Genomic DNA, 20,042 nt, shown 5'->3' with positions numbered 1-20,042 from the left:
GTCTAATAATGACAGCGCGGATATCATAGCACTGCCATGTTGTTTCAACGAACGGGCAATGTGTCCGGCGACTGTTTTAACACGTCAATTAAATGGCGCGTGGTCGAGGCCAGATGGTGCGGATCGTAGACTACATACAGATCAGCCGGGATCGCTTTCGTTAACGGGCGGAAGGTGACACCCGGCCAGTTCATTTGCGCGTAACTGTCGGCCATAATTGTCAGCCCCATACCGATGCTCACCAACGCGAGAACCGTCTGCGGCTCCACCGCTTCTCTGGCCACGCGTGGCGAAAACCCCGCTTCCCGGCAAACGCCCTGCAAGAAAGTCCAGTCAGAATGCACCGCCGTCATGGTGACAAACGCCTCATGACGCAATTGCTCGATATCAATGGCGCTTTGTTTGGCTAACGGATGTTTTTCCGGCAACGCGACCAGGAAAGTCGCGTCGTGAAGTTTCTCACTGCGTAAACCCGGCGGAGGATTGGTTTCCATGCGCCAGATCCCGGCGTCGATATCATGGCGTTCAATTAAAGAGATCTGGTCACCAGGGGATTTTTCGCGGAACAGAATATCGATGGCCGGATAATCAGCAATAAATTGCTGCAACCCAAGACGTAACCCGCCCCAGATTGCCGTGCCGACAATCCCCAGTTGAATACGCCCGCCTTCGCCGCGCCCTATTTGCTCGACACGGGCTAACGCAAGGTTTGCGCTGTCGAGCAAACGCCGGGTTTCTTCGAGCAAAATTTCACCGGCGTAGGTCAGCGCAACGCTGCGTGAATGGCGGATAAACAGAACGGTGCCGAGTTGGGATTCTAATTCTTTAATATGAAAACTCAGCGGCGGCTGAGACATATTTAAGCGCGCGGCAGCTTTGCCAAAATGCAGCTCTTCCGCCACGGCCTGAAAATAGCGCAGTAGTTTTAAATCGGTACGATAGACACGCTGTGAAATGCTCATGAGGCTCCCTTGTTTCTGGCAGCCCCATAAACTATCACTCCTGTCGCTCGCTGTAATCCAGCCGACGTTTAATGTGCGACCGGGGCCGAAGCCTTGAGCGAAGGATTGTGACGATACTGGAAACTGAAGTGGAAAATTACCGCCAGCACTAAGGCGTATCCGGCAAACACCAGCCAAATCGTCGTCCAGTCTTTGACGCCATCAATGCTGAAGTAATCCACAACATAGCCGCTGAGAATCGCCCCAAGATAAGCGCCAATCCCGTTGACCATCGTCATAAACAGGCCTTGCGCACTGGCCCGAATACGCGAATCCACTTCTTGTTCCACAAACACGGAACCCGAGATATTAAAGAAGTCGAACGCACAACCGTAAACCACCATCGACAGCAGCAGTAAAACGAAGCCAAAGGTAGACGGGTCGCCCCACGCAAACAGAGCAAAACGTAGCACCCAGGCCACCATACTCATCAACATCACTTGTTTAATACCAAAGCGACGCAAGAAGAATGGGATGGTGAGGATAAATGCCACTTCCGACATTTGCGAAACCGACAGCAAAATCGACGGATACTGAACCACGAAGCTGTCAGCAAATTCAGGGTTACGCGCAAAGTCATGCAGGAACGGGTTGCCGAAGGTATTGGTAATCTGCAACACCGCACCTAACAACATGGCGAACAAGAAGAAAACAGCCATGCGCGGATTCTTGAACAACACAAACGCATCCAGCCCAAGACGACTCACCCACGAACGAGACACGCCACCCTTCGCCACCGGAATTGTTGGCAGCGTCAGTGAATACAACGCCAGCGCCAGAGAGGCTCCTGCCGCAATATAAAGCTGGAGATTACTCAGCTCGAACCGCATCAGGCTCACCGTCCACATCGCGGCGATGAAACCGATGGTGCCAAAAACGCGAATTGGCGGGAAATGGCTGACGGTATCTAAACCGGCTTTTTCGAGGCTGGCATAAGAGATGGTGTTTGAAAGCGCAATGGTTGGCATAAATGCCATCGCGTTCCCCAGCATCACCCAAAACATCAGTCCTGGCTGATTAATGCTGGCCGCCCAGGCCAGCATTGCCGCACACACCAGGTGGCAGAGCGCATAAACACGATTCGCTGGCAGCCATTTATCGGCAATAATCCCAACGATTCCTGGCATAAGCAGCGCAGCAATTCCCTTGGTGCTGTAAACCATACCCACATCAGCCCCCCGGAAACCGAGGGTGTTAATCATGTATGAGCCTAGTGTGACAAGCCAGGCACCCCAAATGAAATACTGCAAAAACAACATGATTTTCAAGCGAGGTTGAATCGCCATAACGTTAATCGCCATGTGTTTTACCCGGTGTGTTGGAAGTGCCTTAGGCGAGTTTGCCCAGGAAACCGCAAATCAGATTGATAAAGTTCTGGCGCGAAAGTGCCGCAGCCGCCAGGGTTTGCGCATGGGATAGTTGCACACTGCCCAAACCTTCGGCCAGGTTGGTAATCGCCGAAACGGCCACCACTTTCAGGCCACAATGGCGAGCGCTGATCACTTCAGGCACCACCGACATCCCCACCACATCACCGCCGATAATTTGCATCATGCGAATTTCAGCGGCGGTTTCAAAGTTCGGGCCGGGATAGGAAACAAACACGCCTTCAGTCAGCGGGAAGCCCTGCTCTTTTGCGACTTGCTGTAAAACGCCACGGTAATCCGCGTCATAAGCATTTGCCAGGGAGAAGAAACGCTCGCCGAAACGGTCATCGTTCGGGCCAACGGTCGGTGTGCCAGGCATGGTATTAATATGGTCGTTCAACACAACCAGGCTACCTGGGCCGACATCCGGGCGCAGCGAACCTGCGGCATTGGTCGAGAAGAGAATTTCACATCCCAGCAATTTAAAGGTGCGGATCGCGTTGGTCATCACTGACATGCCGCGCCCTTCGTAGAAGTGACCGCGCCCTTTCATGCAGGCTACCGGAACGCCCGCAAGCGTACCGACCACCAGTTCACCCGCATGGCCGTGAACGGTGCTTACCGGGAAATCAGGCAGTTCATCGTAAGGGAAAACAATCGGTTGTTCGATTTTCTCAGCCAGTTCACCCAGGCCAGAACCCAGGATGAAAGCCACGCGTGGCACCAGGCCTTTAATGCGGGAACGGATAATATCTGCGGCGTAGAACGGGGAGTTATCAAAAGTCGGCATCGGGTGCTCCTTGTCATATGACGAGTAATCAGAGTTAGCGTTGACTCTGTTATACCGACTGACAATGGTGCAAAACCAATACCGTTTGGGCGGGTGATTGATAGCGAAAATGTATTGATTGGCTGTGGCGAGTGCCACAGCCTGAGAATTTACCGGGTCGCCCAGCCTTGTTTGTGCAGATATTCCAGAATAAATGGACGGCTTTCTTTAATGATCGTGCGGCGAATATGGTCGCTCCAGGTGTCGCGTCGCGCGTTGCTATCACGGGAAAGATAGTACTGCGCCATCTCTTCGTCGTATTCCGCCAGCACGTTTTCATCAACTGGCTGATAACTATTTTCATGCATCAGCATGGCCGCCGGAATACGCGGTTTGATGCCGTGATCTTCATCAGGCCAGCCCAGGCATAAACCAAACAGCGGTAAAACATGTTTTGGGATATTGAGTAATTCCGTTACCGCTTCGATGTTATTGCGCAGCCCACCGATGTAAACGCCCCCTAACCCCAGCGACTCCGCAGCGGTAAAGGCGTTTTGAGCGAGAATCGCCGTATCAACCGCGCCCAGCAGTAATTGTTCCGCAAGCCCCAGTTGTGCTTCAGGGCAAATCTGCAAATGGCGATTAAAGTCGGCGCAAAAAACCCAAAACTCGGCGGCTTGTGCGACATGTTTTTGGCCGCCAGTAAGCTGAACAAGTTGCTCGCGCAGGGATTTATCGGTGATCCGAATAATTGAAGTGCATTGTAAAAAACTGGAGCTTGAGGCCGCCTGGGCACTGGCAATAATTGCTGCACGCTGTTCATCTGTTATCGGCGCATCGGTGAAACGGCGCACAGAGCGGTGTGAACGCAGCAGATCAATGGTCGGCGTCATCGTGTTTATCCTTTGGCTTGTCGGAAAGAGATTTATCTACGGGCGTTTGCCCTTTGGTCAGCAGCGGTGCAACGTTTTGAGCCATCGCCCACACCATCAATGCCGCTGCCGGAATCATTAATGCAATCCCTAAAAATACCATGACGATAGCCGCCGTCGCATTCCCAAAGGGTGCGGGTAAAATCACGTAACCGTGCAGGGAAAGATAAGAAAGCAGTAAAAAAGCGATACCGATAACTTCGAGGATTAACACAGGTTTCGGTAAGGCACCCAATGATCGCATCCGCTTGTCTCCACAGGCAGTATAGGTAGGGAATATCATACTAACAGGCAGGACCTTCTTTCCATTCACATCAGTTAGCGGCATTATAGTTGGCATTCGCCGGTTCGTTCGGCCACAAAAAATAAAGGAGATTCCATGTTTGCAGTAATCTTTGGTCGCCCAGGCTGCCCATATTGTGTTCGTGCTAAAGAGTTGGCTGAGAAATTGACCGCTGAGCGTGACGACTTCAACTTCCGTTATGTTGATATTCACGCGGAAGGCATCAGCAAAGCCGATCTGGAAAAAACCGTAGGCAAACCTGTTGAAACTGTACCGCAGATTTTCCTCGATCAGAAACACATCGGCGGCTGCACTGATTTTGAAGCTTACGCTAAAGAACACCTGAGCTTGTTCCAGAACGCGGAATAAGTTGCAGACAGAAAGTAAAAAACCGGCTCAATGAGCCGGTTTTTTTATCGCCGCTGACGGCGGAGCACGCTACGAAGAAATAAGTAGCACAATGCTCCAAGAGCACACCAAAACACAGCACTAAACATCCAGGCCATTTCTTGCCAGAACGTTCGCGTTGGCGACAACCAAAAGTGAATGATTAACAGACAAAACGGTGAAGCCAGTACTGCGCCCATCAGCGGTTTGATCACTCGGCCATGGCGTGAAAACACACTAGCAATAACACCCGGCAGGATAAAAAACAGCAATCCCCACTCTGAATGTCTATCACCCGCATAGCCGTTGGCGGTACTCAATTTTTGAGACAAAAACACACCAACAAACAACACGAAGCAACAAATGACTCCGAACCAACGTTGTCCACGCATGAACACACATCCCCCTGACGATCGCTTGTATCGAACTTAAATTTATGGCTCTGCACGCAGAAACCTTGCCCCAGTTAGATAAAGTCTCAGCAATCCCTGCTAAAAAAAACCTAGCGTAATTAGCACAATATTCTTACTAGCCGTTAATCTTCATACAGATTAAACTAACGGCTATTATTTGGTCCGCGCACTGGATATTTTGATGCAAAGAAAATACAGTAGACTGCGTCGTAATTAGTAGAAACCCTAACCCAAAAAACCATCTCTTTCAACAAGTTACTAGTAAACAAGAAGTTATCCTTCGTGAATATAAACGTCGCAGATTTGTTAAGCGGGAATTACATCCTGTTATTATTTGTTGTTCTGACCTTGGGATTATGCCTGGGAAAATTAAGGCTTGGTCCTGTCCAACTGGGTAATTCCATTGGTGTTTTAGTGGTCTCTTTATTACTCGGACAACAACATTTTTCCATTAACACAGACGCCTTAAATCTCGGTTTTATGTTGTTCATTTTTTGCGTTGGCGTGGAAGCTGGGCCAAACTTTTTTTCAATTTTCTTCCGCGATGGCAAAAATTATTTAATGCTGGCGCTGGTGATGGTCGGCAGTGCGATGTTCCTTGCACTAGGCCTGGGGAAACTCTTTGGCTGGGATATTGGCCTCACCGCCGGTATGCTCGCCGGTTCGATGACGTCCACGCCCGTGTTGGTGGGTGCTGGTGATACCTTGCGCCATTCTGGTAGCGCAGGAACCGAACTCGCATCCTCCCTTGATAACCTGAGTCTCGGCTATGCGCTGACTTATCTTATCGGCCTGGTTAGCCTGATTGTTGGGGCGCGTTATCTGCCAAAACTCCAGCACCAGGATTTGCAAACCAGCGCACAACAAATCGCCCGTGAACGCGGTTTAGATACCGATGCTGCGCGCAAAGTTTATCTGCCAGTGATTCGCGCCTACCGCGTCGGTTCTGAACTGGTCGCCTGGGCAGATGGCAAAAATCTGCGCGAGCTGGGGATTTACCGCCAGACCGGTTGCTACATCGAACGTATTCGTCGTAACGGTATTCTGGCAAACCCGGACGGTGACGCAGTGCTGCAAAAAGGCGATGAAATCGCGCTGGTGGGTTATCCGGATGCGCATTCACGTCTCGACCCAAGCTTCCGTAACGGTAAAGAAGTTTTCGACCGTGACCTGCTGGACATGCGCATTGTCACCGAAGAAATTGTGGTCAAAAACCACAATGCGGTAGGCCGCCGTCTGGGGCAATTAAAGCTGACCGATCACGGTTGCTTCCTCAACCGCGTTATTCGCAGCCAGATTGAAATGCCTATCGACGATAATATCGTGCTGAACAAAGGCGACGTTTTACAGGTCAGCGGCGATGCCCGACGCGTGAAAACCGTTGCCGAGCGCATCGGCTTTATCTCGATTCACAGCCAGATCACCGACCTGCTCGCGTTTTGCGCTTTCTTTATTATCGGCCTGATGATCGGCATGATCACCTTCCAGTTCAGCTCGTTTAGCTTCGGCGTGGGTAACGCCGCTGGCTTACTGTTCGCGGGAATTATGCTCGGCTTCTTGCGTGCCAACCACCCTACTTTCGGCTACATCCCGCAGGGTGCGCTGAATATGGTGAAGGAATTCGGCCTGATGGTGTTTATGGCGGGCGTGGGTTTAAGCGCTGGTAGCGGCATTGGCAACGGTTTGGGTGCAGTCGGTGGGCAAATGCTGATTGCTGGGCTTATCGTCAGCCTGGTGCCAGTGGTGATCTGCTTCCTGTTCGGCGCATATGTTTTACGTATGAACCGCGCACTGTTATTCGGAGCAATGATGGGCGCAAGAACTTGTGCACCCGCGATGGAAATCATCAGCGACACCGCACGCAGCAACATTCCAGCGCTGGGCTACGCAGGCACCTACGCTATCGCTAACGTGTTGTTAACCTTAGCCGGGACGCTTATCGTAATCATATGGCCTGGTCTGTGATCCTTACTGCAAAAAAAGAAATAAGATTTTTTTGTGACAGAGCGAACTTTTTGACCGGGGCAAAGTCTTAATTAGTGCCACTGCTTTTCTTTGATGTCCCCAATTTGTGGAGCCCATCAACCCCGCCTCTTTGGTTCAAGGTTGATGGGTTTTTTATTGCCTGAAATTCATGCCCCCTTTTAAATCAAAACATTAACACTCCCTTCCCCACTCACCAATCCAATCTCCTACGCCGAATCCAAAACCTTCGTCCATAATTTTAAATCACCTACTCGGGACAGGGGATTGGGTCATGTTAGTTCAAGGCAAAATCGCGGTAATTTTCGGTGGCAGTGGTGCAATCGGCAGTGCGGTCGCACATGCCCTGGCGCGTGAAGGCGCACATGTCTACCTTGGTGCGCGCAATCAGGACAAGCTCGAGCGTGCGGCTAATAGCATTCGCGCAGAAGGTGGAGCGGTCGAGACGTTTATCGTTGATGCACTCGACGAGTCATCGACCCACCAGCGAATTACGCATTTAGCCCAACAAACCGGCGGTTTTGATGTGGTGATAAATGCGACCGGATTCATGCACGAGCAGGGCAAAAGAATTGAGGATTTGTCCCTGGCCGAGTTCAGGCAGGGAATAGATCCCTTTTTGTCAGCCCAATTCAACCTATCAAAGGCAGTCATTCCGCACATGGGTGGCGAGCGCGCCGGAGTCATAATGACGATTGTCGCTCCCGCAGGGCGAATGGCAATGCCGGGCCATCTTGGGCACATCGTCGGTTGCGCGGGTACAGAAGCCTTTATTAAAGCGCTCGCCAGCGAACTGGGGCCAAGGAATATTCGCGTCATTTGCGTGCGGTCGCATGCGATTGCCGATGCGGTTCAGGCTGGTTCATATACCAGGGAAATTTTTGAGCCGAAGGCGCAAGCGATGGGAATCACGGTGGAACAGTGGTTGGGAGGAGCTGCGCAAAGCACCATGCTGAAGCGTCTGCCGACGCTTTTACAAATCGTCGAGCTAATGACATTCCTGGCGTCAGATAGCGCGGGCGCGATGACGGCAACGGTGGTCAATATGACGGCGGGCGCGACATTAGACTAATAAAAGCAGAGCTTAACCCGCAATCTTCGCCAGCATCCGGCTGAGATCCTCGCGGCTCAACGGCTGTCTGTCCGTGACATAATGCAACGTCATTCCTTCAATAAAAGCATCCAGCGTGCGGGCGGTTATCGGGTCGAAAAAGGTTTCCAGAATTTTTTGGCTGCGGCACATCCAGTCCTGCATAATGATTTTTAGTTCGGGATTGCGATTCGCGTAAGCATAAAGCTGATACATCACTTGCAGATTGTATGACGTGGCAATTTTCTCGCCGCAAATCATATCGACTATCGCTTCGCAGGCCTCATCACGGTTACGGGCTTGCTCTATACGGCTCCGATAATCGTCTGACATTTGGTGCGCAAATTGGGTGAACGCTTCGCTTAAAAGCGATTCGATACCGTCGAAATAATAGGTCATCGACCCCAGCGAAACCCCTGCCGCCTCGGCAATTTTACGGTGTGTGATATGGCTAATTCCATGTTCCACCAGCATATCCAGCGTGGCTTGTAGAATACGTGAACGTCGGTCGGGATCGTTGCGGCGCGCAGCTTTAGTCATAATTTTCGCTCGGTAAAAACGGAGTAAAAAGAGTTTACCAGGCAATGTGTACAAATGTACACGAACTTGCTAGTGTAATTTGCATTCGCCGCCAACCGGTATTTCCATGTCTGCCGTTATCTCTGATCGCAAAGCCACACAACGTCGTACCTGGGCGCTGTTCGCCTTTTTCTTCCTGCCCGGCCTGGTTATGGCTTCCTGGGCGACCCGCACTCCTGCCATTCGTGACACGCTCAGCGTTTCAACCGCGGGCATGGGGATTGTGCTTTTTGGCCTGTCGATTGGTTCGATGAGCGGTATTCTCTGTTCCGGCTGGCTGGTTAAACGTTTTGGTACGCGCAATATTATCCGCAGTGGCATGACGCTGATGGTCACCGGCATGCTGGTGATGGGCGTCGCACTATTCCTTGCTTCTCCGGTTTTATTCGCAATTGGTCTGGCGATTTTGGGAACGGGGCTCGGTTCGTCCGAAGTGGCGATGAACGTCGAAGGTGCCATTGTTGAAGGGCTACTGAAAAAAACTGTGTTACCAATGATGCACGGCTTTTATAGCCTCGGCACCTTAGCAGGTGCGGGGATTGGCATGAGTTTGACCGCCCTTAACGTCAGCGCATATGGTCATCTTTTAGTGATTGGCTTAGTGGTCATTACACCGATTATTATTGCCATCACCGCCATTCCGCACGGTGTGGGTAAAAATAATGCCGATTCTAATGCTGAAAACCCACACGAACCTCATCCGCCTTTCTATAAAGATCTTCAACTGATATTAATTGGCACGATTGTGCTGGCGATGGCGTTTGCCGAAGGTTCCGCCAACGACTGGCTGCCGCTGTTAATGGTGGACGGCCACGGTTTTAGCCCCACTTCCGGCTCGATGATTTATGTCGGTTTCACGCTGGGTATGACGGTCGGGCGGTTTACTGGCGGCTGGTTTATCGATCGCTACAGCCGTGTCACGGTAGTTCGTGCCTGCGCGGTGATGGGAATTTTAGGCATCGGCTTAATCATCTTTGTCGATAACGCTTTTGTGGCGGGCATTTCAGTTATTTTGTGGGGACTGGGAACATCGCTCGGTTTCCCGTTAACGATTTCCGCAGCAGGCGATACCGGCCCGGACCCGGCCACTCGCGTCAGTGTGGTTGCCGCTTCTGGCTACATTGCATTTTTAGTTGGCCCGCCGCTGTTGGGCTTCCTCGGCGAACATTACGGGCTACGCCTGGCTATGTTAGTCGTACTGAGTTTGATGGTTGTCGCAGCGCTCATTGCGAAAACCGTCGCCAAACCTGCAGACCTTGTTACCACTTTAAATGAAGGGAAAATTCGATGAGTGTGAAATTAATTGCCGTCGACATGGATGGCACATTCCTGGACGATAACAAAAAGTACAACCGCGCACGTTTTGCCGAGCTTTATGCGCAGATGAAAGCACAAGGGATTCGTTTTGTGGTCGCCAGTGGCAACCAGTATTACCAGCTCATTTCGTTCTTCCCGGAGATTGCCCATGAGATTTCTTTCGTGGCTGATAACGGCGGTTGGGTGGTCAGCGAAGGGAAAGATACTTTTAACGGCGAGCTGACAAAACAGGAATTCAACACCGTTATCGATCACCTTTTAACGTTACCGCATGTAGATATCATCGCCTGTGGCAAAGACAACGGTTATACCCTGAAAAGCTATGATGATGCGTTTATCAAAATGGCAGGCAGTTATTACCATCGCCTTGAAGTGGTTGAGAATTTCTCAAATCTGGATGATGTGTTCTTTAAATTCGCCCTGAATCTGCCGGATACATTGTTAGACGACACCATGGATTCGCTGGCTGCACAGTTTGAAGGGATTATGGTGCCGGTCACCAGCGGCCACGGCTCGATTGACCTGATCATTCCAGGCATTCATAAAGCCAATGGTTTGCGGATATTGCAGGAAAAATGGGGTATTGATGACAGTGAAGTGGTGACGTTTGGCGATGGCGGCAACGATATCGAAATGCTGCGCCAGGCAAAATACGGCTTTGCGATGGCCAATGCGCCAGAAAAAATCAAACAAATCGCCTCTTATCAAACCGGGCATTGCAATGAGCAAGGCGTGCTCAATGTGATTGAAAAGGTTCTGAAAAAAGAAGCACCGTTTAATGCGTAAACTTGAAAAAGGGGCTTAACGCCCCTTTTCTAGATCTGCTTGAGCAATAACAATAAACCGTAGCCCAGCGCGGCTGCCCATAACAACATGGGCAGTGAATAATAATGGAAACGAATCCAGATACGACGGTCGTTAGCCATACGCAAGGCAATCAAATTCGCCAGCGATCCCGGCAATAAACCAAAGCCGCCGATATTGACCGCGAAGGCGAGTAATACTGACGCGGGAACATAATTGAGCAGCAAAATGGTCGACGGAACATTGCTGATAAACTGCGATAAACCGATTCCTAACGCGAATAACCCGCCCGTAGAAAGCTGATTAATTCCCGCCAGCGCGTGTTGCAGCACCGGGAGTTGAGTGATCAGGTAGACGTCGATAAACATCACCATAAACACCAACAACAAACTCCAGTCGATGCTCAGCAATACGCGTCGAGCCAGCAATAAAAAGCCGACTGCGACCACTGCCAGGCCCCAAATCTCCAGCTTTAATTCCAGCGCGACGATAAAAATAACGTAAAACGCGACACAACTCAGCACCAGGCGCGGCTGCCAGTCATGGCGTTTATCATGAGCGTGATAAACGAGTTTTTTATTCGGAAAGCAAAACCAACAAAGCACCAGCAGGCTGAGCATGATCGCCAACGCAATGGGTGCCATTTGCCAGGTGAATGCGCCAAATGAAAGGCCCGAGCGCCCCCAAAGCAAAATATTTTGCGGGTTGCCAATCGGCGTCAACATTGAGCCTGCATTCACAGCCAGGGCTTCAAATATGATGAGGCGATTAATCGGTATCGCGCAGAGCTTTTTCAGCGTGATGGTCAACGGCACGATAATAAATAGCGCGACGTCGTTAATCAGAAACGTTGAAAGCAACGCGGCAGCGCTGACCAGGAATAACGCCAGCGTGCGTTCGTTATCAAAGCGCTTCACCATGCGGCGACCCAGCACATCGAAATAGCCGCTCAGTTCCACGCCTTTGGTCAGCATCATTAAGCCCGCGAGCGTAATAATGGTGTGCCAGTCGATAGCATGAACCCAGCGCTGCGGCTGAAAGGGAGCAATAAAACTGAGTATCACGCCCACGATAAGTAATAGATGAAGGAAGCGATCGCGGGCAAATGGGCGAACCAGGTTAAGCAACATTCCTACTTAAATCCTCTCTGCTCACTAAACAAACGAAACGCTTCCAGAGTCTCTTCACTGACATGATGCTCAACGCCTTCGGCATCAATTCGGGCCGTTTCCGGGCTGATGCCCAGTGCTAAGAAAAAGTTTTCAACAATGTGGTGACGTTCACGGCTCAACTGCGCCAGCTTTTCGCCTTCTGCCGTCAGAAATACACCACGCCATGGAATTTGTTCAATCAGCCCAACCGAGGCCAGTCTTTTTAACATTTTTGCAACTGTCGGCTGCGAAACGCCAAGCCGCGCCGCCATATCAACCTGGCGTACGTCCCCCACTTCACGAATCAAATCAGAAATCAGTTCGACATAGTCATCAATCAATTCACGGCGATGCGCTTCACGCACCTGCCGGAAGCCTTCGACATGCTCTTCGACATTGACCAGTTGCGTCATTTTTTGTTTATTTTTTGGGCCTGGCGTACGGCTCATGATGCTTCCTCATGCAGGGGTGCGGCATCGTCCAATGACGGCCTTTGGCCCCATTGTAAACCAGCATCACGCAAGCACAAAAATTTAACGAATTAGCAATAGCTATACAATATAGCCTGTGCTATATCTGTATGTAATGCAGTCAGCCTTAAAAGGAATTGAAGGCAGCAGAGGTTATGAGGAGGGCAAAATGAATGAATTTAAGAGGTGCATGAGCGTGTTTACACATTCCCCGTTTCAAGTGCGGCTGATGCTGCTCAATATGATCTGTGATTGGGTTTCCGGGAAACCACAGCAGGGCGAAAAACCTAAGTCGTAGGCAGCCGCCCTGCCTTCTTTCACATCAGTCTGGCTTATATCACCCCGCGTGTTTGTAACTTTTCATTTCTGTAGATACTCTGAATTTATCGTTTAGCCGCGCTTTAACCTTACCATTTGTCGGTTTTGTAACGCGCTTCGCAAAACACATTTCTGTTATCAGTTGATCTTCTTATCGTCCCGCTCTATCTTCTTGCAGCCCTGCACATGAAGCGGCTCGCGGATGCGGTCCAGTTTCCCTTCTTTTCCGTCTGTCAGGCAGGTTCTTACCCTCGTCGCCAGGGTTTTCGCATGGCGTTTAGTGATTTCGGTAAACATGAATTTAACGGTTAAAGAAACCCTGACAACCCGCGCAATTGCGCTCAATCCCTGGACTGGCTTTTATTTCCTTCAGTCTCTGCTGATTAACTTCGCTCTCGGTTATGAATTTAGCATTCTGTATGCGGTGGCATTTAGCTGCGTTTTGCTGCTGCTTTGGCGCGGCGCGCCTAAATTCCAGAAGGGTTTGCTGGCAATTTGTAGTTTGATCGCCGCGATGTATTTCCCTTTTGGCCAGGCTTACGGCTCGCCAAACTTTAATACGCTGCTTGCCCTGCATTCGACCAACTTCGAAGAATCCACGGAGTTGATGACCATTTTCCCGTGGTATAGCTATTTAGTTTCGGTGTTTATTCTGGCGCTGGGCATTATCGCCGTGCGTCGTAAAATATCCCCGAAGAAAAGAACCTGGTGCCATTTCGACAGCTTATGTCTGGTTATCAGTGTGGTGTGTTTCTTTGTCGCCCCGGTGCAAAACCTGGCTTACGGCGGCGTGTTTAAATTCAAAGATTCTGGTTATCCGGTTTTCCGCTTTGTGAAAGATGTGGTGGTTAATAACCAGGAAGTGATTGACGAACAAACGCGGATGCAGGCCTTCGCTCAAATGAAGGACACCTGGAATGTGCTGGCCGTGAAACCTAAATATCACACTTATGTGGTGGTGATTGGGGAAAGCGCACGTCGTGATGCGTTAGGCGCTTTCGGCGGCCACTGGGATAACACCCCGTTCGCCAGCCAGGTGAATGGCAATTTGTTTATGGATTATGTTTCCGCCAGTGGTTCGACGCAGAAATCACTCGGCATGACGCTGAACCGCGTCATTGACGGCCAGCCGCAATATCAGGATAACTTCGTCACCCTCGCCAACCGCGCGGGTTTCCAGACATGGTGGTTCTCAAACCAGGGGCAAATCGGTGAATACGATACCGCGATCGCCAGTATCGCCAAGCGTGCCGACGAAGTGCATTTCCTGAAAAGTGGTGATTTTGAAGCGGACAAAAATACCCGTGATGAAGCACTGCTGAAGATGACGGCGCAGGTCTTTGCCAATCAGCACACCACGCCGCAATTAATCGTGTTGCATTTGATGGGTTCGCATCCGCAAGCTTGCGACCGGACGCAGGGCAAATATAAAGATTTCGTGCAGTCGAAAGAGACGTCTTGCTATCTCTACAGCATGACGCAGACCGATGATTTGCTCAAACAGCTGTATCAGCAACTGCAAAATACCGGCGAAAGTTTCTCGATGGTTTATTTCTCAGACCACGGTCTGGCGTTCAAAGAACGCGGCACCAAAGTGCAATATCTGGCGCATGATGACGAGTTCCAGCAAAACTTCCAGGTACCGTTTATGGTGCTTTCAAGTGACGACACCACGCACCGGAAGATTAAAGCGCGCCGTTCAGCCAATGATTTCCTGAACTTCTTCTCAGCGTGGACCGGGATTAAAACCAAAGAGTTAACGCCGAAATACAAGTTCATCTCAGAGCAAAACGCGGGGCCAATCTACATCACCAACTTTAAGCTCAAGAAGGTGGACTATACTCATTTGCAGACGGATGTGTTTGAAACGCAAACGCGTTAACTCAAATTCAGCGCATAAAAAATCCGCCCCGAGAGGCGGATTTTTTTTCACTCGATAAAGGAGTGAAATTAGAAGCGGTAACCCACGCCTGCGATCCAGGTGCCAACATCAACGTTACGGATGCGGCTCTGCTCGTAGGAAACGTCCAGAGCAACGTTTTCCATTGGGTTGAACTGCATACCTGCGCCGTAAGAGAAGCCGTAGTCGCTGGTAGAGTCTTTTTCTGGAGCAGCAGTTGCTTGATTTTTACCGTAACCAACACCGACTACACCGTAGATGCTTGCCCAATCGTTGATGCGGTAAGCTGGACCAGCGGTGATGCCGTAGTATTGTGCTTTATCATAAACGCCAGCTTCGGTGCGGTTTTTCTCGGTGTAAGTGAAAGAACCGATGTAACCCAGCGGGGTGTCGTTTTCGTAACGGTATTTCAAGTTGAAACCGCCAGCTTTGTTAGCAACGCCCTGCATATCGCTTTGTGCGTAGCCACCAGTTACGGTGCTAGTTGCTGCAGATGCGGTACCAACGGAAACGGCCAGTACACAAGCCAGTGCTGAAAGACATGCAATTTTTTTCATAAACCACCTCAAATGTGCTTCAAGTAACTTCTAAGTTTTTAATATATCAAAATTGTGTAAGAAACTCTTCGACATTTACGTTGTCTAAAGAATCCTTTCATGTAACAGAACATTTCCATTACATCATAATCCCTTCAATTCATGGACTTTGTGCCATAAACCGCAGCAATTATTGTCATGAAATGCAACATCGTCATCCAGATAATTCTTAAACAGATTCGAACAATTCTTATCCAATCACGCAGTTATGTTACTGCATCGGACTATTATTTTTTTCAATGAATTCTCAACCAGCCATAAGTTAATCATTTACACTGGGGTTACTTTTAATTTCTTGACCAAACCAGACATTGACTGACAGGAAGCAGGATGCCGCTATCGCCACGTAAAACCCCCATTTGGTTACCCATTGTCGTGCTTTTGATTGCCATGACGTCCATTCAAAGTGGTGCATCCCTTGCCAAATCCCTCTTCCCGCTGGTTGGAGCGCCAGGCGTAACCGCGCTGCGTCTGACGCTGGGTACATTGATTCTGGTGGTGATTTTTAAGCCGTGGCGATTACGTTTCAAAGCCGAGCAACGTTTCCCATTGCTGATATACGGGCTGGCGCTCGGCGGCATGAATTATCTGTTTTATCTTTCGATTCAGACGGTGCCGTTGGGCATTGCCGTCGCCCTTGAATTCACCGGCCCGCTTGCAGTGGCGCTGTTCGCATCACGCCGCGCGGTGGATTTCGTCTGGGTGATTCTGGCGGTTCTGGGGCTTTGGTTCTTATTGCCTTTGGGGCAGTCAATTTCAAGCGTCGATTTAGTGGGTGCCGCCTTTGCGTTAGGTGCCGGAGCCTGCTGGGCGATTTATATTCTGTTCGGTCAGAAAGCGGGTGCCGATCACGGCCCGGCAACGGTTGCGTTTGGTTCGTTGATTGCAGCCATTATCTTTGTGCCGATTGGCGCGTGGCAGGCGGGTGAAGCACTCTGGCATTGGTCTTTATTGCCACTCGGTTTGGGCGTAGCAATTTTATCCACCGCGCTTCCCTACTCACTTGAAATGATTGCATTGACGCGCCTGCCGACGCGCACGTTTGGCACATTGATGAGTATGGAACCAGGGCTTGCGGCGTTGTCGGGGATGTTATTCCTTGGTGAGCATTTGACGCTTGTGCAGTGGCTGGCGCTGCTGTCGATTATTGCGGCGTCTATAGGTTCAACGCTCACGATCAAGCGTGATACGCAGATTACCAGCGTCGATCTAAATTAATGTCTTTTATTATTTACCGTGGTTATTGTGACCACGGTAAATAGCCACCATCTGTCAAATATTTATATTCAGGATTACTCTTAGATTTAAATATAAATAATTCCCATTCACAGTTCATTTTCGGTTTATTCTGGTTACACCTTGTAATCAATAATTAAAAATAATTAATTAACAATGAGTTACTAAAATCCATTCTAAATCTGCTATTTATCTGATAGGTATTACCTGCTCCTGCAAATGATAAATCCGGTGCTATACTTATTTCCGGTAATTCATTGGACATAACATCAAGAGGACGAAAGATTATGACTACCGCTAAACTGGTAAAAACCAAATCTACTACCTTACTGCATACCCGTAATGATGTTGCAGACAGCGAAAAGAAAGCCACCGTTGAACTGCTTAATCGCCAGGTTATTCAGTTCATTGATTTGTCGTTGATTACCAAACAAGCGCACTGGAACATGCGTGGCGCTAACTTTATTGCCGTTCACGAAATGCTTGACGGTTTCCGCACAGCCCTGACCGACCATCTTGACACCATGGCAGAACGCGCCGTTCAACTCGGAGGCGTGGCATTAGGTACAACACAAGTCATTAACAGCAAGACTCCGCTAAAAAGCTATCCGCTGGATATTCACAGCGTTCAGGATCACCTGAAAGAGCTGGCCGATCGTTACGCCATTGTGGCGAACGATGTGCGCAAGGCTATCAGCGAAGCGAAAGATGAAGACACCGCAGATATCCTGACTGCCGCTTCACGCGACCTGGATAAATTCCTGTGGTTTATCGAGTCAAATATCGATTAATGGATCTTTTATTGGCTTAATTGCTAGTAAATTGTTACCTCATCCTCCCGTTTTCGGGAGGATGACTGCACCATTTTAGCGCATCAAATTGTTTATCCCTGCCGCACAAGTTGCTCATTTGTAATAATCACTTCACACAATCGTTAACGGATGATTGTTTTGCCACCTCAAATTGCGGTAAAACTAAACGCCTGTCTCACCCCGCAGCTTTCGCACCAAAACTGGGCACCACAACAGTGCAGCGCAACTGACTTGCAACCATTTTTGTGCAATGTTACATATTCACATCCTTGCAAAACAGTAAGTTGAAAACCTGGCATGATTTTTCCATGTTGCGGCTTACTCATGCAGGGGATTGCCCCATGGATAAACAAGGAAATGCTATGAAGTCGATTTTGAAAGTTTCACTGGCTGCACTCACCCTGGCTTTTGCGGTTTCTTCCCACGCCGCTGATAAGAAACTGGTCGTTGCGACCGACACCGCATTTGTTCCTTTCGAGTTTAAACAAGGCGACAAATACGTCGGCTTTGATATCGATTTATGGGATGCCGTAGCAAAAGAATTAAAACTGGATTACACCCTGAAACCTATGGATTTCAGCGGCATCATCCCTGCGCTGCAAACCAAAAACATTGACCTGGCGCTTGCCGGTATCACCATCACCGAAGAACGTAAAAAAGCGATCGAATTCTCTGATGGCTACTACAAAAGCGGCCTGTTGGTGATGGTTAAAGCTGACAACGACGCGGTAAAAAGCGTGAAAGATCTCGACGGCAAAGTGGTTGCGGTTAAGAGCGGCACCGGTTCTGTTGATTACGCAAAAGCGAACATCAAAACTAAAGACCTGCGTCAGTTCCCGAACATCGACAACGCGTACATGGAACTGGGCACCAACCGTGCTGATGCGGTTCTGCACGACACGCCAAACATCCTGTACTTCATCAAAACTGCGGGCCAGGGCAAATTCAAAGCGGTTGGCGAATCTCTGGAAGCTCAGCAATACGGTATCGCCTTCCCTAAAGGCAGCGACGACCTGCGTACTAAAGTTAACGGCGCGCTGAAAACCCTGAAAGAGAACGGCAAGTACAACGAAATCTACAAAAAATGGTTCGGCACTGAACCAAAATAATAATTCTAAAGTTTTATGAGTCACTCAGGGGCGACCATTTTCGCCCCTGCTGTTTTTGAACCACGGTAACATATAGGAATTCATCATGGAGTTTGACTGGAGTGCCATCTGGCCTGCAATCCCGCTTTTGATTGAAGGCGCCAAAATGACGCTGCTGATTTCAGTCATCGGCTTGTTAGGCGGCCTGGTCATTGGTTTGGTAGCCGGTTTCGCCCGTACTTACGGCGGCTGGATTGCCAACCACATCGCATTAGTTTTCATTGAAGTGATTCGCGGTACGCCAATTGTGGTGCAGGTGATGTTTATTTACTTCGCCCTGCCAATGGCCTTTAACGACCTGCGCATTGACCCGTTCAGCGCCGCCGTCGTGACGATTATGATCAACTCCGGCGCATACATTGCGGAAATTACCCGTGGTGCGGTGCTGTCGATTCATAAAGGTTTTCAGGAAGCAGGCCTGGCGTTAGGTCTGTCCAAGCGCGAAACCATTCGCCACGTGATTATGCCGCTGGCGCTGCGTCGTATGCTGCCGCCATTGGGTAACCAGTGGATTATCAGTATCAAAGATACGTCGCTGTTCATCGTTATCGGTGTGGCTGAATTGACCCGTCAGGGGCAAGAAATTATTGCCGGGAACTTCCGTGCGCTGGAGATCTGGAGCGCCGTTGCGGTCTTCTATCTGATTATTACTTTGGTGCTGAGCTTCGTGCTGCGTCGCCTTGAAAGAAGGATGAAAATCCTGTGATTGAATTTAAAAACGTCTCTAAGCACTTTGGCAAAACCCAGGTGCTGCACAATATCGACCTGGATATCAAACAAGGCGAAGTGGTGGTCATTATTGGGCCATCAGGCTCCGGTAAATCGACGCTGCTGCGTTGCATTAACAAACTCGAAGACATCACCAGCGGTGATCTGTTTGTTGACGGTTTGAAGGTCAACGACCCGAAAGTGGACGAGCGCCTGATTCGCCAGGAAGCGGGCATGGTGTTCCAACAGTTTTATCTGTTCCCACACCTGACCGCGCTGGAAAACGTCGCCTTTGGCCCGATTCGCGTCCGTGGTTTGAAGAAAGATGCCGCCGATAAACTGGCTAAAGAATTGCTGGCGAAAGTCGGTCTGGCTGAACGTGCTCACCACTATCCGTCTGAGCTTTCCGGCGGCCAGCAGCAGCGTGTGGCGATTGCCCGTGCGCTGGCGGTTAAGCCAAAAATGATGCTGTTCGATGAGCCAACTTCTGCACTTGACCCGGAACTGCGTCATGAAGTTCTGAAAGTTATGCAGGATCTGGCCGAAGAAGGCATGACGATGGTTATCGTCACACACGAAGTTGGATTTGCCGCCAAAGTAGCATCGCGCCTGATCTTTATTGATAAAGGCCGAATTGCTGAAGATGGCAATCCGCAAGAGTTGATCGAGAACCCGCCAAGCCAGCGTTTGCAGGAATTCTTGCAGCACGTTTCGTGAGTTATCCCCTCACCCGAACCCTCTCCCCCAGGAGAGGGAAATAACGGTTTTCTCCCTCTCC

Annotated in this window: 23 protein-coding genes; 12 read left to right on the top strand and 11 right to left on the bottom strand. The window is 49.9% G+C overall.

What is annotated here, in order from left to right; all coding sequences use genetic code 11:
• Nucleotides 1-44 precede the first annotated feature (44 nt).
• From D6029_RS12600 to D6029_RS12580, 5 genes are all read right to left on the bottom strand, one after another.
• A complete protein-coding gene (locus D6029_RS12600) occupies nucleotides 45-962 on the bottom strand; it encodes a LysR family transcriptional regulator (protein WP_120065091.1) in 918 nt (305 codons plus the stop codon).
• A gap of 68 nt (nucleotides 963-1,030) precedes the next feature.
• Complete coding sequence (locus D6029_RS12595; protein WP_120065204.1) at nucleotides 1,031-2,287, bottom strand: nucleoside permease; 1,257 nt, start codon at nucleotides 2,285-2,287, stop codon at nucleotides 1,031-1,033.
• Between the two features lie 43 nt (nucleotides 2,288-2,330).
• Nucleotides 2,331-3,158, bottom strand: coding sequence for a xanthosine phosphorylase (gene xapA / locus D6029_RS12590; RefSeq protein ID WP_120065090.1), 828 nt, complete (start codon nucleotides 3,156-3,158; stop codon nucleotides 2,331-2,333).
• 149 nt (nucleotides 3,159-3,307) lie between these two features.
• On the bottom strand, nucleotides 3,308-4,030 hold the full coding sequence (nfsA, locus tag D6029_RS12585) for an oxygen-insensitive NADPH nitroreductase (RefSeq protein WP_120065089.1): 723 nt from the start codon (nucleotides 4,028-4,030) through the stop codon (nucleotides 3,308-3,310).
• Nucleotides 4,014-4,313, bottom strand: coding sequence for a YbjC family protein (locus D6029_RS12580; protein ID WP_120065088.1), 300 nt, complete (start codon nucleotides 4,311-4,313; stop codon nucleotides 4,014-4,016). The genes nfsA and D6029_RS12580 overlap by 17 nt, the downstream gene beginning before the upstream one ends.
• A gap of 135 nt (nucleotides 4,314-4,448) precedes the next feature.
• On the opposite strand from D6029_RS12580, the gene D6029_RS12575 reads away from it, so the two are divergent.
• Entirely contained in the window at nucleotides 4,449-4,721 is a 273-nt protein-coding gene (locus tag D6029_RS12575) for a GrxA family glutaredoxin (protein ID WP_034456459.1), read from the top strand.
• A 44-nt stretch (nucleotides 4,722-4,765) separates the two neighbouring features.
• On the opposite strand, the gene D6029_RS12570 is transcribed toward D6029_RS12575, so the two are convergent.
• Nucleotides 4,766-5,131 (bottom strand): inner membrane protein YbjM, encoded by a 366-nt coding sequence (locus D6029_RS12570; protein WP_120065087.1) that lies wholly within the window; start codon nucleotides 5,129-5,131, stop codon nucleotides 4,766-4,768.
• A gap of 303 nt (nucleotides 5,132-5,434) precedes the next feature.
• Between D6029_RS12570 and D6029_RS12565 the strand changes: the two genes are divergently transcribed.
• The gene (locus D6029_RS12565) at nucleotides 5,435-7,117 is read left to right on the top strand and encodes an aspartate:alanine antiporter (RefSeq protein WP_120065086.1); all 1,683 of its coding nucleotides are present in this window, start codon (nucleotides 5,435-5,437) and stop codon (nucleotides 7,115-7,117) included.
• Between the two features lie 292 nt (nucleotides 7,118-7,409).
• A complete protein-coding gene (locus tag D6029_RS12560; RefSeq protein WP_120065085.1) occupies nucleotides 7,410-8,207 on the top strand; it encodes an SDR family NAD(P)-dependent oxidoreductase in 798 nt (265 codons plus the stop codon).
• A 12-nt stretch (nucleotides 8,208-8,219) separates the two neighbouring features.
• On the opposite strand, the gene D6029_RS12555 is transcribed toward D6029_RS12560, so the two are convergent.
• On the bottom strand, nucleotides 8,220-8,765 hold the full coding sequence (locus D6029_RS12555; protein WP_120065084.1) for a TetR/AcrR family transcriptional regulator: 546 nt from the start codon (nucleotides 8,763-8,765) through the stop codon (nucleotides 8,220-8,222).
• A gap of 106 nt (nucleotides 8,766-8,871) precedes the next feature.
• Here D6029_RS12555 and D6029_RS12550 point away from each other — a divergent pair, with 106 nt between their 5' ends.
• Together D6029_RS12550 and D6029_RS12545 are read left to right on the top strand one after the other, a co-directional pair.
• Entirely contained in the window at nucleotides 8,872-10,095 is a 1,224-nt protein-coding gene (locus D6029_RS12550; protein WP_120065083.1) for an MFS transporter, read from the top strand.
• On the top strand, nucleotides 10,092-10,907 hold the full coding sequence (locus D6029_RS12545; protein ID WP_120065082.1) for a Cof-type HAD-IIB family hydrolase: 816 nt from the start codon (nucleotides 10,092-10,094) through the stop codon (nucleotides 10,905-10,907). Before D6029_RS12550 ends, D6029_RS12545 begins: the two co-directional genes overlap by 4 nt.
• Before the next feature lie 29 nt (nucleotides 10,908-10,936).
• On the opposite strand, the gene D6029_RS12540 is transcribed toward D6029_RS12545, so the two are convergent.
• Nucleotides 10,937-12,055: an SLC13 family permease gene (locus tag D6029_RS12540; protein ID WP_120065081.1), complete on the bottom strand. Its 1,119-nt coding sequence runs from the start codon at nucleotides 12,053-12,055 to the stop codon at nucleotides 10,937-10,939.
• Nucleotides 12,056-12,057: 2 nt separating this feature from the next.
• The gene (gene mntR, locus D6029_RS12535) at nucleotides 12,058-12,525 is read right to left on the bottom strand and encodes a manganese-binding transcriptional regulator MntR (RefSeq protein WP_120065080.1); all 468 of its coding nucleotides are present in this window, start codon (nucleotides 12,523-12,525) and stop codon (nucleotides 12,058-12,060) included.
• Between the two features lie 190 nt (nucleotides 12,526-12,715).
• Here mntR and mntS point away from each other — a divergent pair, with 190 nt between their 5' ends.
• Nucleotides 12,716-12,844, top strand: a complete 129-nt coding sequence (gene mntS, locus D6029_RS12530) for a manganase accumulation protein MntS (protein ID WP_120065079.1) — start codon at nucleotides 12,716-12,718, stop codon at nucleotides 12,842-12,844.
• A gap of 158 nt (nucleotides 12,845-13,002) precedes the next feature.
• Here the strand turns inward: mntS and D6029_RS22525 are convergent, their stop codons facing one another.
• Nucleotides 13,003-13,161 carry a hypothetical protein gene (locus tag D6029_RS22525; protein WP_167455999.1) on the bottom strand — a complete coding sequence of 53 codons (159 nt, stop codon included), beginning with the start codon at nucleotides 13,159-13,161 and terminating at the stop codon, nucleotides 13,003-13,005.
• On the opposite strand from D6029_RS22525, the gene D6029_RS12525 reads away from it, so the two are divergent.
• Complete coding sequence (locus tag D6029_RS12525) at nucleotides 13,160-14,746, top strand: phosphoethanolamine transferase (protein WP_120065078.1); 1,587 nt, start codon at nucleotides 13,160-13,162, stop codon at nucleotides 14,744-14,746. The genes D6029_RS22525 and D6029_RS12525 overlap by 2 nt on opposite strands.
• Before the next feature lie 68 nt (nucleotides 14,747-14,814).
• Here the strand turns inward: D6029_RS12525 and ompX are convergent, their stop codons facing one another.
• Nucleotides 14,815-15,321 (bottom strand): outer membrane protein OmpX, encoded by a 507-nt coding sequence (gene ompX, locus D6029_RS12520; RefSeq protein ID WP_120065077.1) that lies wholly within the window; start codon nucleotides 15,319-15,321, stop codon nucleotides 14,815-14,817.
• A 369-nt stretch (nucleotides 15,322-15,690) separates the two neighbouring features.
• On the opposite strand from ompX, the gene rhtA reads away from it, so the two are divergent.
• From rhtA to glnQ, 5 genes are all read left to right on the top strand, one after another.
• On the top strand, nucleotides 15,691-16,578 hold the full coding sequence (gene rhtA, locus D6029_RS12515) for a threonine/homoserine exporter RhtA (protein ID WP_120065076.1): 888 nt from the start codon (nucleotides 15,691-15,693) through the stop codon (nucleotides 16,576-16,578).
• 305 nt (nucleotides 16,579-16,883) lie between these two features.
• Complete coding sequence (dps, locus tag D6029_RS12510) at nucleotides 16,884-17,387, top strand: DNA starvation/stationary phase protection protein Dps (RefSeq protein ID WP_115629909.1); 504 nt, start codon at nucleotides 16,884-16,886, stop codon at nucleotides 17,385-17,387.
• A gap of 383 nt (nucleotides 17,388-17,770) precedes the next feature.
• Nucleotides 17,771-18,517: a glutamine ABC transporter substrate-binding protein GlnH gene (glnH, locus tag D6029_RS12505; RefSeq protein ID WP_120065203.1), complete on the top strand. Its 747-nt coding sequence runs from the start codon at nucleotides 17,771-17,773 to the stop codon at nucleotides 18,515-18,517.
• 85 nt (nucleotides 18,518-18,602) lie between these two features.
• The gene (glnP, locus tag D6029_RS12500) at nucleotides 18,603-19,262 is read left to right on the top strand and encodes a glutamine ABC transporter permease GlnP (RefSeq protein WP_120065075.1); all 660 of its coding nucleotides are present in this window, start codon (nucleotides 18,603-18,605) and stop codon (nucleotides 19,260-19,262) included.
• Entirely contained in the window at nucleotides 19,259-19,981 is a 723-nt protein-coding gene (glnQ, locus tag D6029_RS12495) for a glutamine ABC transporter ATP-binding protein GlnQ (RefSeq protein ID WP_120065074.1), read from the top strand. Before glnP ends, glnQ begins: the two co-directional genes overlap by 4 nt.
• Nucleotides 19,982-20,042 lie beyond the last annotated feature (61 nt).

This window comes from Buttiauxella izardii, from assembly GCF_003601925.1.
Taxonomy (GTDB): domain Bacteria; phylum Pseudomonadota; class Gammaproteobacteria; order Enterobacterales; family Enterobacteriaceae; genus Buttiauxella; species Buttiauxella izardii.
The sequence above is the reverse complement of the archived record's forward strand: the minus strand, read 5'-3'. Positions and strand labels throughout refer to the sequence as shown.